A 14,102-nucleotide genomic window follows, 5' to 3' on the forward strand; every position below is an offset into this window, starting at 1 on the left:
TTTACTTTAACCAAAACTCTCAAATGTATGAAGCAATTCATTTGGTGTCATCTCTATGCCATCCGGAAAACGATGCGCACCGGCTGCAGCATATTCCTACTCATTTCACTTGGAACGCAATTGCTGTTTGCAGGCGCCTTAACAGGGCAAACAGCCAGGGAAGTAAAAATAGATGTGCAGCTGGAGAACCGCTCCCTGCAGGATGTTTTAACAGAGATAGAAAAGAAAAGCGGACTGTCATTTGTATACAATGATAAACTGGTAGCGGAATACACGCGCTTGTCCGTATCCGCAAACCGGCAGCCACTGTCGGTTGTGCTGGACAAACTACTGAAAAATACAAAGCTCAGTTATCTGCAGAAAGATAACCTGATCATTATTGTGGAAAAAGAAACCCCACGCACGGAAATCACTAGTAATGAGATACCCATACAACAGGTAACCGTACAGGGAAAGGTAACCGATGATAAGAATGAAGCTCTACCCGGCGTAAGCGTAAAAGTTAAAAATGGGCAGACAGGCACTTCTACAGATGCAGAGGGGAAATACCGCATTGCCGTTGATCCCGGCGCCGTACTGGTGTTTTCTTATATCGGCTTCCAGGATGAAGAAGCGCTGGTAGGTAACAAAACAGTAATAGACGTAGTGATGCAGGGCTCCATAGCAAGTCTCCGCGAAGCAGTGGTAATTGGTTATGGTACGCAACGCAGAGGCGATGTAACCAGCGCCGTAGCCACTGTGAAGTCCGCTAACTTTGTGAAAGGTCCGGTACTGGATGCCGGACAACTGCTGCAGGGAAAAGTTGCTGGTTTAACCGTTGCCACGCCCAGCGGCAACCCTACCGATGGATCGCAGATATTGCTGCGCGGTAACACCACCTTATTCGGCGCCAATGCCAACCCCCTCGTTATCATCGATGGTATCCCCGGCGATCTGAAAACAGTAGCGCCTGAAGATATTGAATCGGTGGATGTATTGAAAGATGGCTCCTCTGCGGCTATTTACGGCGTAAGAGGCTCCAATGGGGTGATCATCATCACCACAAAAAGAGCTAAAGGTACCTTCGCCAATTCCGTGGATTACAGCGGCTATGCTACCACGCAAATGATCTCCAAAAAACTGGATATGCTCACCGCACAGGATTACCGGGATCAGATAAAAGCTGGTACCAGGCTCGCTTCCTGGGATGCAGGCAGCTCCACCGACTGGCTGAAAGAAGCCACCCGCACACCGGTTACACAGGTGCATAACCTTACTATCCGCGGCGGTAATGCTACCACCAACTACCTCGCTTCTGCCAACTACCGCGCGTTACAGGGGATCTTTAGAAAAAGTGATAACAATACTTTCTCCGGCAGGATCGATGTAAACCACAGCATGCTGGATGATAAACTGAAACTGAATATCGGTATCCTGAACCAAACCAATAACTACACCCGTAATAATAACGGCGATAATAGTTTTAACGGATGGATCTACCGTCAAACAGTAATCAGGAATCCTACAGAACCGGTGCGTAAAGAGAACGGCGACTTCTACGAGCAAACCGGCAACTTTGATTACGAGAATCCAATGGCATTGCTGTATGAAAGCGATGGCGAAGCCAAGAATGTAAATTCCCGCATGAACGCTACACTTACCTACAGGCCCATTAATAATTTGAAGCTGTCGGCCTTATTCTCCTATGCACGCTTTAATTCCAACAAAGGTTACGCGGAAACGAAGAAGCATATCTCTAATATCAAAAGCGGCGTGAATGGCTTTGCATCGGTAGCTTCAGATCTGTCTATCGACCGCCTCACGGAATGGACGGCGGAATATACCCGGTCGTTCAATGCGCATCACTTCACATTGTTAGGTGGATATGGCTACCAGGAGAATGAATCTTCCGGTAACTATTCCGACAACCAGGATTTTCCGACAGATCTTTTTGGCTACAACAATATTGGTTTGGGAGAAGGGATCAAGAACCAGCTGGCGAATATCAGCAGTTATAAAACAGAATCAAACCTGATCAGTTTTTTTGGACGACTGAACTATAGCTACGAAGACCGCTACCTGCTGATGGCCAGCCTGAGAAGGGAAGGAGCCAGCCAGTTGTTTGGCGCGAAGAACCCCTGGGGTAATTTCTGGGCGGTATCCGGTGGCTGGAGAATTTCAAACGAAAGCTTCATGAAACAGCAACGGCTGTTTGATGACCTGAAACTGCGCGCTGGATATGGTATTACCGGGAACCCGCCAAAGGATGGGTTTTTAAGTCAGCCGCTGATCGGTTATGGCGACTATGTATATACCAACGGCAAATGGTCCCGTATCCTGGTGCCCTCCACTAATGCCAATCCGTTTATCCGCTGGGAAGAGAAAGCTGAAGCCAACATAGGGCTGGACTTTAGTATGCTGAGGGGCCGTATCAGCGGTAGTGTGGATGTATACAACCGCCGGATCAAGGGCCTGCTGTATAATTATGAAGTGCCCAGCCCGCCAAACCTCTATCGCACCACTACCGCGAACGTAGGTAAAATGGAAAATAAAGGCATTGAGGTAATGCTGAACTTTATCCCGGTAAAAGCAAAAGATTTCACCTGGAATACCAGTGTTAACTTCTCTACCAACAGCAATAAATTAATCAGCCTTTCCAACGAATTATACCAGACTACTACACCTTACTTCACTACCGGTGCAGCAGGGGTTCCCATCCAGACATTTACCAACATTGTAACCATCGGCAAAGGCATCGGTGATTTTTACGGATATAAAGTGATTGATATAGACGATAACGGGAAATGGATATACGAAGGAAGAGATGGTAAGCCGGTGAACTACGATAATTTTGCACATGCTTTTGAAGACAAGAAAGTAATTGGTAACGGCTTGCCTAAATATTATGCAGGCTGGAATAATAATTTCTCTTACAAACACTTTGATCTCAGTATCACTATGCGCGGCGCTTTCGGGTACCAGATCATTAATTCGCAAAGGATGTATATGGAGAACCCATCTATCCAGAATTATAATATCCTGAAATCGGCGTATGATCCTGTTTTTGGAAAGAAAGTATTAAATGTAAATGCACTCGAGTTCAACAGCTATTATGTAGAAAACGGCGATTTCTGGAAGATAGATAACATTACACTGGGCTACACTTTTCCACAGATAAAGAACAAGTATCTTAAAGGCGCCCGTTTCTATGTTTCCTCGCTGAATACTTTCGTTATCACAAAGTACAAAGGACTGGACCCCGAAGTAAACAGGTTGGGATTGAACCCCGGTATGGACGACCGCGACAAGTACCCGTCTGTCCGTTCCTTTACCGCCGGTGTGAACCTGAATTTCTAATCTTCCAAAAACACGTGTATGAAAATGCTTCGTAAAATAAATCTGCTGATGGTTATTGTTTTACTGTCGGCGTGTACCAAATTAAAAGATACACCATATACCACTATCATCTCCACGCAGTTTAATCCTACCAAAGATGATATAGCCGCGCTGGTGGGTGCAGGATACTCGCAATGGCGGTTTATATTGCTTGACTGGAATGGCCTCTGGCGGGCGCAGGAGGTAACAGGCGATCAACTGGTAATACCCAAACGTCCGTGGGGATGGTTTGATGACGGCGTATACCAGCGTTTGCACAAACATACCTGGACTACCGATGATGATGTGGTAAACCAAACCTGGTCCAGGACTTATGCGGGCATCACCAACTGTAACAGGATCATTTACCAGATTGAATCCGGCCTGATCCCTATTACGGAAGGGAAGGAAGCCACACTTGCAGAACTGAAAGTGCTTCGCGCGTCGTACTATGCCATCCTGTGCGACTTTTACGGAAATGTTCCTATTGTAACACAGTTTGATTTGCCCTCAGGATTTTTGCCCGAACAGAGTACGCGTAAGGAAGTGTATGAATTCATCGTAAAGGATCTTACCGATAATATTCCTTTTCTGAGCAAAGACAATACGGTAGCCACCTACGGCAAATTCAACAAATGGGCAGCCTTTACGCTGCTGGCTAAAATGTACCTGAATGCAGGCGTGTATACCGGCACACCTCAATGGGAAAAATGTATCAGTGCCTGTGATAGCGTCATCAAATCCGGCGCGGGATATATCCTGGAACCGGCGCAGAAAAGTGTGTTTATAACAGAGAACCAGAATTCAAAAGAAATAATACTGGCTATTCCGATGGATGAGGATTATACCAATAACTGGAACGCCTTTGATTTTCATATGCAAACATTGCAGCAGGAAAACCAGGCGACCTATAACCTGAAGAATACGCCCTGGGGCGGTATCTGTGCCATTCCTCAATTCATCAGCACCTTTGATCCTGCCGATGCCCGGTATCAGAATAACTGGATCAAAGGACAACAGTACACCGCCGGCGGCCAGATGCTGTATGTGGCGCAGGGCGATTTCGCCGGTAAGCCGCTGAGCTTTGTAAATGAATTACCCGGTTTGGAAAAAGGAGAATCGGTGCACGGTTTCCGTTTAGGAAAATTTGAAATAAAGATGGGCTCCACTAACCGGTTGAGTAATGATTACCCACTGTTCCGCTATGCGGAGGTGTTGATGATGCAGGCTGAAAGTTTGCTTCGTACAGGCAAAGCCGATGAGGCAGCGGCCATTGTTACACAGGTAAGGCAAAGGGATTTTGCCGCCAATCCTTCCAAAGCAGTGGTAACGGGCGCCCAGCTGATAGGCGGCAGTGCCTACCAGTATGGTATGAAGGATGCTGTGAATAATCAGTTTAGCAATGAAGGTGGCGCGGATCTCGTATTCGGACGTTTTCTGGATGAACTGGGCTGGGAGTTTGACCAGGAAGGCCATCGCCGCACTGATATGATCCGGTTTGGCGCATTTACGAAAAAGTCGTGGTTGTCGCATGCCGCCACTAATAATATTAACCGCACGCTATTCCCGATACCCAGAACGGAGATTCAGAAGAATAATAATCTGAAGCAGAATCCGGGGTATTGAGGCTTATTTTGGTTGTAGATTGATCGCGGGGATGAGTATTCATCCCCGTTTTTTTTGTCGGTATATGCCACCTTAAAATCATAAAAGTGTATTTTTATGAAAGTTAATCTGTAAAAAAACATATATTTCGGCCAACCAGAATCGGGAGAATACCTATGGAAGCTAATGTCCGGAACAAATACACATATTAAAGAGGAACTCCTTTCCCGCATAGCGGAGGGAGATGGGAAAGCATTTACGCAGCTGCTGGAAGAGTATTCCGGCCTGCTGTACAGTTTTGTGGTACGGCACACCGGCAACCGGGAGCTGGCGGAAGAAATTGTACAAGATATCTTTACGCAGATCTGGCAAACCCGTGAAAGCCTGGCTGAGATCCGGAATTTTCGTACTTACTTATATGTGATCTCCCGTAACCGGATTGTGAATGAAATAAAAAAAGCAGCACGGGAACGGAAGAAACACAAAGAATGGATGGAAAGCGTGTATGCGGCGCCGGAGGAAGACAGGTCTGCCACTGAGCAGCAGTACAGTCTTATAGATGCTGCCATTAACCGGCTGCCGCCTCAACAATTGAAAGTATGGACCCTCAACAGACGCGAAGGATTCACCTACCAGCAGATTGCTGCCAGCATGAATATTTCCCGTGAAACGGTTAAAACCTATCTCCAGCACGCAAATACGTCTATTACCAAATACATTGCCGGTCATCTGGAAATATAATTTTCCTTTTTTAAAAAAAATATCCTGGCCTTTACCCCCTTTTTTTAATTTCCGTTGTCCTTATACTTGAATTAAATAAAGCAACAGCACTTGGAAGATTCCCAAAGCAGATTGGAATACCTGCATCATTTATGGTGTACACAGCAACTTACAGACGCAGAAAGCGGGGAGTATATTTCCCTGCTGGAGCAGCGTGAGCTGGAGCCCATGATGAAGAAAAGCTGGGAAAACATGACAGACGATGATGCATTTCCAGTGGAGAAACGGCGGCAGCTGGCAGGCGCTATCTTATCAAGATATCCGCAGGAAACCCGGCGGAGTGGCATTATTCCTGTCATTGCCCGCTGGAAGTTTGCAGCCGCGGCATCGGTGGTGGTACTGCTGGCTGCAGGGGCTTATTTTATTTTTAAACCCGCATCTCCCGTATCTGTCAAACCGCTGATCGCAGATATTGCGCCCGGTGGAAACGGCGCTATCCTCACCCTGGGCGATGGCAGCCGTGTAGTACTGGATAGCCTGGGCGATGGTCTTGTCGCTAAACAGAAAGGTTCAGACGCCGTAATAAAAAATGGCCGTCTTGCTTATCAATCATACAATAGTTTGGCGCCGGAAAGCGCTATTGTATATAATACCATGACAACCCCCCGGGGACGGCAATTCCATATGGTATTACCGGATGGCACACGGGTATGGCTAAACGCTGCTACTTCTGTGAGGTATCCGGTGGCGTTTACCGGTAATGAAAGAATAGTGGAAGTAACGGGAGAAGCATATTTTGATGTGGCACAGGATAAGTCGAAACCTTTCAGTGTCCGTTTCCTTTCCTCCGCAGAAGGTGGCCGGCAGGGCATCGTACAGGCACTGGGCACCGCGTTTAATGTGTGTGCCTATCACGATGATCCTGCCGCAAAAATTACGCTGCTGGAAGGAAAAGTACGGGTATCGCCTTCACCGGCGGATAACCGCAATGAAATACTGACACCGGGTCAGCAGGCAGCGATCTTTTACGGCAAATCACAAAACGCCGGCATGACGGTGCAAACTGCTGATACCGGAAGGGTAATGGCCTGGAAGAATGGGATGCTGAACCTGCATAATATGGGGCTGGCAGAAGTAATGAAACAGATATCCCGTTGGTATAATATTGATGTAGTTTATGAAGGAAATATCCCGGAAATCACTTTCTGGGGCGAAATCAGCAGATCCGAAAACCTGTCAACTGTTCTGAGTTTTATGGCCGAATCCGGCGTGAAATTCATCATCGAAGATGGAGGAAAGAAAATAGTCGTAAGAAAACAATAATTAAATACGAGGTAGCATAAACCCTGTTCCGGTGTATACACCGGGATGACTGCCGCTTGTCCGTAAACAACCGGAGGGAACATTTATCAATCAAAGTAAACCTGATCTATGCATTTTACAACCTGCAAGGGCTGTTCTGAAAAAGAGCGGCAGAGTAAACTATTGAGAAAACTCACCACCTTTATTCTCCTGATCATGTGCCTGCATATAAGCGTAAGCGGCCGCACACAAATTGTTTCTATCTCCGGAAAAAAAATACCTATTGAACAGGTATTTCTTTCCATCAAAAAACAAACCGCTTATGCAGTGGTATGTAAATCCTCCCTCATGCAGCATATCAGGCCGGTAGACCTGAACGTAACAGATATGCCTTTGCGTAACCTGATGGACCTTACACTAAAAGACCAGGGATTGCAATATACCATTGGTAAAGGATCTGTATTTGTATATCCCGATTCTGCCAGTGTGGGTAACCATCCTGCAGCAGCGGCAGCAAAGGAAAGCTCCCGTCAGCAGCAGGATCCTGTTACGGGTAAAATCACCGATTCCACGGGCGCCCCACTGCCCGGTGTAACGGTATTTATTAAAGGGAAATACAGCTCCGCAACTGTGACAAGTCAAACCGGCAGCTTCTCCATCAATGCAGCCGATGGCGACGTACTCGTTATTTACAACCCCGGATTTACTACACGGGAAATCTCTGTAAAAAAAGGACAAACGCTTAACGTTACACTGCGTGTATCACAGAAAGCGCTGAACGAAGTAATTGTAACCGGTTTCCAGCAGCTGAATAAAGAAACGTTTACCGGTTCTGTTGGTAAGGTAGATAAAGCACTGATACAACGTTCCGGTGTAGGGGATGTCTCCAGGATGTTGCAGGGCGCAGTAGCCGGCGTAAGCGTGGAAAACGTGTCCTCTACTTTTGGCAGCACACCAAAGATCAGGATCCGGGGAAGCGCCTCTATCAGCGCCAACCAGGAACCACTCTACGTAGTTGACGGCGTACCTATTACTTCGCCTGCCAATATCCAGCCAAGCCAGTTGTACTCCGGTGATCCGGCAGCGCTGCTGGGCTCTGCCATCGCGGGCCTCAATCCCGCAGATATCGAAGATATCGCCATCCTGAAAGATGGATCTGCCACTTCCCTGTATGGTACCCGCGCCGCCAACGGCGTAGTATCCATCACTACTAAAAAAGGAAGAAAAGGGCAGATGAATGTGAATGTAGGTACGGCTTTAACAATGGGAATTAAACCCAACGTAGCCACCTTCAATCTCATGGATTCCAAAGAACAAATGGATCTCTCCAATGAATTATACCGCTACGGTTATCTCTCTGTATTAAATTATCCCAGTTCTACCGGCGCGTTCACGGATATCTATAATCAATATACGCAGCGCCGTATTACAATGGAAAAAGCAAATGAACTGCTGAACAAATCAAGATCGGCCAACACCGACTGGTTTGATGTGCTGTTCAAAAATAACCTGGTACAGGAATACAACCTGTCAATGGACGGCGGCAGTGATAAAGCCACTTACTTCCTGTCGGGCAGCTACCTGCACGATGATGGTCAGGCCGTTAGCTATAACGTAAACAGGTATACGGCGAATTTTCGTACAGTAATTAACGTTACAAAGAAGCTGGATGTCGATTTTATCACCAACTTCACCTACAGGGATCAGCTGGCGCCGGGAACGTTCAACAGTTCCGTTACCGACGGGCAAATCACCCGCAGCTTTGATCTGAACCCCTTCAGCTATGCAGCTAATACCAGTCGCGCAATGGTACCTTATGATGAAAACGGCAACTATAAATATTACCTGCGTGATTATGCGCCGTTCAATATTTTAAATGAGCTGAATGAAAACTTCAATACGCTGAAAAGCCAGGAGATCAGGACCGCATTAAAGCTGACCTATAAAATTATTCCGGGCTTACGCTATGAAGCATTGTTATCTGCCCGTAAAACAACAGCGGATTACAGTCACGTGATGACAGAAAGATCCAACGTAGCCGCCGCTTACCGCGTAGATAATCCGTTGTCTATCGCCAACATGAACCCTTTACTGTACAAGGATCCTAACGATCCTAACGCGATCCCGCAAACGATTTTGCCCAGTGGCGGTATCCTGGATCAGCGAACTGCGAGAGGAAGTTTCCTTACTATGCGCCACGCATTGAACTGGAATCATACTTTCAGCAGGGTGCATGCCGTAAATGTATTTGGTGGTTTTGAAATGGGCAGCGATAAAGTGAATACTACCTACACCCGTGGTTATGGTTACCAATATTATGCAGGAGGGATTATTTCTCCAAGCCCCCTCGCCTTACGGCAAGCCATTGAAAAAGATGAACAATACTACCTCGAAGGATTTACACACGAGAATAAAACGGCGTTTTTCCTGAGTACGAATTATGTCTTTAATGAAAAATATATCATTGACCTGGCCGCGAGAATAGACGGCAGCAATATGTTTGGCTCTGCTGCCCGCTCCAACTTCCTGCCTAACTATAGCATAGGACTGGCCTGGAACGTAGACAAGGAGAAATTTATGGAGCGCCTGAATGCCTCCGGCAGAGTAGATTTCCTGAAGCTGAGAGGAAGCTATGCGCTGCGCGGCAACGCCTGGCAGAGTTCCCCGGCCCTGAATGCGAAATATAACAATGCCTATCGCGGAGACATCAACTACAATGAACTGGGCATCAATATTATTTCACCGGAATTATATAACCTGAACTGGGAGAAAGATTATACTACCAGCGTAGGTATAGACATCGGCATGTTTAATAAATTTACCCTTACAGCAGAATATTACAACAGGAAGAATAAAGACCTCGTAGCCGGCAGGAACGTGGCGTATGAAGATGGGTTTTCCACAAAAACTATCAACTGGGCCAGCATGACCAACAAAGGCGTGGATGTAACACTGGGTATTAAAAACATTGTGCACACCCGCAACTTTAACTGGAATTTTAATGTGCTCATGGGTCAGGTGAAGAATGAGGTAACCAACGGATATTTCTCCCAGCTGCTCACCGTGAAAACGGCTCCCGGCGGTTATGGTACCATCGGAAAACCGCTGAATGGTTTATATGCTTACCGCTACGCAGGACTGGATAATGTAGGTCAGCCGCTGTTTTATGGCGCCAAAGGAGCGAAAGTAGATAACATCCTGTTGTCTTCGCAAGACGATTCACTGATCTCTTACCAGGGCTCACGCGACCCAACGGTAACAGGTTCCTTTACCAATAGCTTTAACTACAAAGCATTTGAGCTAAGGATCTTCTTTACTTACAGTATGGGCAACAAAGTATTCAGAAATCCATTGATCAGCAGAATTTACGGTGATAACCTGGCTACACAAAAAGATGTGGCAGCCCGCTGGCGCATTCCCGGTGATGAAAAAACAACCAACATTCCCGGCCTGATCTCCAACATCCAGCAGGCATATTATAACTCCGCTTTTATTCAACGGGAGTTTGCCTACAACAGGGGCGATCAGATGGTGGTAGATGCCAGCGTGCTTCGTTTGAGTGAAGTTACTTTGTCGTATGATATTATGCCTAAGCTTAGTCCAAAGAGAGCAGCCGTATTAAAATCCGCCCGTTTATCCCTTGCCGCTAACAATTTGTATTTCTGGGCTGATAAAGACCTGAGAGGCGTGGATCCTCAAAGCATTATTACCGGTGTGAGCTTACCCAATCCTACATCTTACACACTCAGATTAAACGCCCAATTCTAAAATATTTACTATGCTGAAAATAAGAAACACTACGATATACCTGCTCTTCTTTTGTTTAGTATTGGTGAGTTGTAAGAAATTCACAGAAGAGCCGTATGATAACCGGGCAGACATTAAAAGCGCAGAACAGTATGCGCAGGTGCTGGTAAATGCTTACCCGATCCGGCATGATCTGTTTACCGATATCCTTACAGATGATTATGATTATCATGCGCCACTGGTACAGGCATCCAATATTACCAGTTACCTGCCGATGTACCTGTGGGTAGATGATTATCCGGATAACATCCGCACAGGACCTGCGGTTGCATATGCGGGCTATTATTCAAAGATCTTCTTTACCAATTTAACACTCGAAGGAATAGATGCCGCCAGCGGCAATGAGCAACAGAAGGCAGCGGTAAAAGGAGAGGCATTACTGATCAGGGCTTATTGCCATTTTATACTGGTCAACCTTTTCGGGCAACATTACAATGCCACCACCTCCGGCACTGATCTCGGAATACCTATTGTAGCAGCTATTTCCAAAGGAAATATCAATTACTATTCACGCAACACCGTGAAAGAAGTATATGACCAGGTAGAAGCTGATGCCAAAGAAGGATTGGCGCAACTGCAAAAAGGCGGTTCTTATATTCCCGCTAATCCCTACCATTTCTCAGTAGCCAGCGCCAATGCTTTTCTTGCGCGTATCAAACTGTACAAAGGGGAATGGGATGAAGCCGTGAAATACAGCGATGCTGTGATTGCAGAAAAAGGTCGTCCGGTGAGAAAGTTGTCGGAAGACTTACCTTATAAAAGTACAAATGGTGTTCCCTTTTTTGCTAACCGCTATATGGATCCGGCCTTTCATTCAAACATTCTGATGTTATCCTACTCTGTTAATCTGTCGCCCATTACGCCAACAGGGTACTCTATCTGCGGGTTTTTTCCCAGCGATTCTATCCGCCCGCTTTATACCAATAATGACATGAGGTTAGCGGTATTTACCTCTGTAGGCACGGTAATAGATAACCGGAACATCGCTATTAAGTATGCCACACAGCCTAACAGTCCGAATAACACGCCTATCAGAACGCCTTATTTTAATATGGAAGAAGTATTGCTGACGCGTGCAGAAGCCCTGTTAAGAAGTGGAAACGCCAACGCCGTACCCGCTGCACTGGTAGATGTGGAAGCCATCCGGAAAGAAAGGTATATCAGGTATGTAACACTGGATCCGGCTATCACTCCGGCACAATTGCTGGATACTGTACTGGTGGAAAGAAGAAGGGAATTCATTAACGAAGGGTTACGCTGGTACGATGTAAAACGTTTAGGCTTGACCGTAGAACACCGCTTATCAAGAGGAGAAGCATCTGCATCGGTACTCAAGGCCAACGACCTGAGAAAGGCCATACAGATTCCGAGGATGGAACAGGAAAGAAATCTTCCTATTACCCAACAGCTGAACCCGAGATAACATCATCCTTTACCAGTAGACTTAATTTTTTACCATGAAACAAGTAATGAAATTATCCTTTATAGCTGCCCTGATCACGTTAACCTGCTTTTCGTGCCTCAAGGATAAGGACCCGATGGTTAATGATACGATCGATTATTTTTCTGTGGATGCACCGAGGAATGGCCTGGATAGCCTGATAGACAGTATCCGGCATACTTACGGCGTAAGAGTGATTTATAAATTTGAACCGAGAGTAATAGATCCCACTACTTTTTTTGTACCGGCCATGTACGACAAGGCATTGCCCTATACTAAAAATGTGGTGGAGAGAATGTGGCTGGAACCCATCAGCATTTTTGCACCGGCATTTTTAAAAGACCAGATCCCGGTAGAGTTTTTAACAGTAGGTACCGGTATCCATTTTAACTCTATTACTGCAGGAACGGCAGCTGGCGCCGGGTTGAACGCCCAGTATTACCGTTTGGGTATGGGAGATGTGAATAATTACCGTTTGAACAGGGCGTGGATCAGGGAACACATCTGCATTCTTTACCACGAGCACGCACATCAGCTGGACCAGAAATTTGGCCGGCCAAAGGGCTACGACCAGGTTTCACAAGGTACCTACTATGATCTCCAGTATTATACAAAAACGGATGCCCAGGCGCAGCGGGATGGTTTCTTCCGGGCGTATGGCGGTTACCAGGCAGTGGAGGATTTTGCCACTACCGTAGAAGCAATGATCCGTTTTCCGAAAGACTCGGTGTTAAGGATTGTGGCAAAGAATTCCAAACTGGAAACAAAGTACCGGATGGTGAACGCGTTTTACCTGAGCAAAGGAATTGATTTGCACCTGATGCAGGTGAAACTGGATTCTGTGGTGAAAGCGATTGTTCCGTGAGACTATTAATTACTCCTAAAAACAGAAAAATGAAAAATACTTATCAGTTGCTGATAGCTATCCTTTGGGTAGTGCTGGCAGCAGGGTGTACGAAATACGAGAAGGATTTTGACCTGGAGGCAAATGATGCCAGGCAGAATGAACTGAATGATAAAATATTAAAACAGCTGGGAGATGCCCCCCTGGGATGGATTATGTATATACCCAGTATGGATACGGCGCTCATCACTGCAACACCGGTGATCATTAAGTTTGATATTGGCAAAGGTACGTTCACTACGCAGTCGCCTTTTCCGGCTTCGGCATCCAGTGTGCCATCCCTGTTTGAACTAAGCAGCGCTACCGGATCTCCGCTGTTAAGTTTTGCCAGCGGGTCCATTTTCTCCAGCTTTTATGAATCCGGCAATATCAACGATTACTATTTTAAGGTGCTGAATGCCGGTGTGGATACCATTGCAGTACAACCTTACCGCAAAGGAAATATCTACGCATCTGAAGGCGGTATTCCCATGAAGCTGGTGAAGCTGAAAGCGCCCATTACCTGGTTTGACAGCCCGGTAAACCTGCCTGCCTTGTTTATTGCCAACGATGCGCCTTTTTATAACAGCGCCACCAATACACTGAAGCTGACCTATAAGAACGGGTATGTACCTCCCGCCATCAACATGGAGTTTTCAGGCAGTTCAGCTGGTAACATGAATTTCTTCCGGACATACCTGCCTTTCTGCAGGGACCTGGGCATGTACCCGGTAGAGTTGTATGTAAACAGCGACTATAATAATGGCGGATTGTATTATTGCGGCAACAATGCGCTTTATAATCATATAGACAATGGCGTTAGTCCGGTGGAACTTTTTGTAAATCCGCCCCGTAAGTTTATGCGGGCGCTGAAAACCGATTATTTACTGGTACGCAGCGTGAGTGCCGACCGTACTAAAATCGGGTTGTTTGCTGTGGATAAGGATGGTACTGAAATTATTACCGGCACGCTGGAAGTAGAATAAGCAG

Annotated in this window: 8 protein-coding genes; all 8 read left to right on the forward strand. The window is 46.3% G+C overall.

Annotation, left to right across the window (positions count from 1 at the left end):
• Positions 1 to 27: 27 nt before the first annotated feature.
• The 8 genes from PV783_RS12605 (at position 28) to PV783_RS12640 (ending at position 14,098) form a co-directional block, all read left to right on the forward strand.
• On the forward strand, positions 28 to 3,336 hold the full coding sequence (locus tag PV783_RS12605) for a TonB-dependent receptor (protein WP_420988214.1): 3,309 nt from the start codon (positions 28 to 30) through the stop codon (positions 3,334 to 3,336).
• 18 nt (positions 3,337 to 3,354) lie between these two features.
• Complete coding sequence (locus tag PV783_RS12610) at positions 3,355 to 4,980, forward strand: RagB/SusD family nutrient uptake outer membrane protein (RefSeq protein ID WP_420988215.1); 1,626 nt, start codon at positions 3,355 to 3,357, stop codon at positions 4,978 to 4,980.
• Positions 4,981 to 5,145: 165 nt separating this feature from the next.
• Positions 5,146 to 5,700, forward strand: a complete 555-nt coding sequence (locus PV783_RS12615; protein ID WP_420988216.1) for an RNA polymerase sigma factor — start codon at positions 5,146 to 5,148, stop codon at positions 5,698 to 5,700.
• A 90-nt stretch (positions 5,701 to 5,790) separates the two neighbouring features.
• Positions 5,791 to 7,002, forward strand: a complete 1,212-nt coding sequence (locus tag PV783_RS12620; protein WP_420988217.1) for a FecR family protein — start codon at positions 5,791 to 5,793, stop codon at positions 7,000 to 7,002.
• Positions 7,003 to 7,110: 108 nt separating this feature from the next.
• Positions 7,111 to 10,749 carry a SusC/RagA family TonB-linked outer membrane protein gene (locus PV783_RS12625; RefSeq protein WP_420988218.1) on the forward strand — a complete coding sequence of 1,213 codons (3,639 nt, stop codon included), beginning with the start codon at positions 7,111 to 7,113 and terminating at the stop codon, positions 10,747 to 10,749.
• Between the two features lie 10 nt (positions 10,750 to 10,759).
• Positions 10,760 to 12,211, forward strand: coding sequence for a RagB/SusD family nutrient uptake outer membrane protein (locus tag PV783_RS12630; protein ID WP_420988219.1), 1,452 nt, complete (start codon positions 10,760 to 10,762; stop codon positions 12,209 to 12,211).
• Between the two features lie 34 nt (positions 12,212 to 12,245).
• Positions 12,246 to 13,094: a substrate import-associated zinc metallohydrolase lipoprotein gene (locus tag PV783_RS12635; RefSeq protein WP_420988220.1), complete on the forward strand. Its 849-nt coding sequence runs from the start codon at positions 12,246 to 12,248 to the stop codon at positions 13,092 to 13,094.
• Positions 13,095 to 13,123: 29 nt separating this feature from the next.
• On the forward strand, positions 13,124 to 14,098 hold the full coding sequence (locus PV783_RS12640) for a hypothetical protein (protein ID WP_420988221.1): 975 nt from the start codon (positions 13,124 to 13,126) through the stop codon (positions 14,096 to 14,098).
• The last annotated feature ends 4 nt before the right edge of the window (positions 14,099 to 14,102 follow it).

The organism is Chitinophaga sp. CC14 (assembly GCF_048957795.1).
Taxonomy (GTDB): domain Bacteria; phylum Bacteroidota; class Bacteroidia; order Chitinophagales; family Chitinophagaceae; genus Chitinophaga; species Chitinophaga ginsengisegetis.

Bases quoted from the DNA above. Each gene is read 5' to 3' on its own strand.
- PV783_RS12635 (WP_420988220.1), top strand. From the start codon at position 12,246: ATGAAACAAGTAATGAAATTATCCTTTATAGCTGCCCTGATCACGTTA.
- PV783_RS12610 (WP_420988215.1), top strand. From the start codon at position 3,355: ATGAAAATGCTTCGTAAAATAAATCTGCTGATGGTTATTGTTTTACTG.
- PV783_RS12625 (WP_420988218.1), top strand. From the start codon at position 7,111: ATGCATTTTACAACCTGCAAGGGCTGTTCTGAAAAAGAGCGGCAGAGT.
- PV783_RS12640 (WP_420988221.1), top strand. From the start codon at position 13,124: ATGAAAAATACTTATCAGTTGCTGATAGCTATCCTTTGGGTAGTGCTG.
- PV783_RS12630 (WP_420988219.1), top strand. From the start codon at position 10,760: ATGCTGAAAATAAGAAACACTACGATATACCTGCTCTTCTTTTGTTTA.
- PV783_RS12605 (WP_420988214.1), top strand. From the start codon at position 28: ATGAAGCAATTCATTTGGTGTCATCTCTATGCCATCCGGAAAACGATG.
- PV783_RS12615 (WP_420988216.1), top strand. From the start codon at position 5,146: ATGTCCGGAACAAATACACATATTAAAGAGGAACTCCTTTCCCGCATA.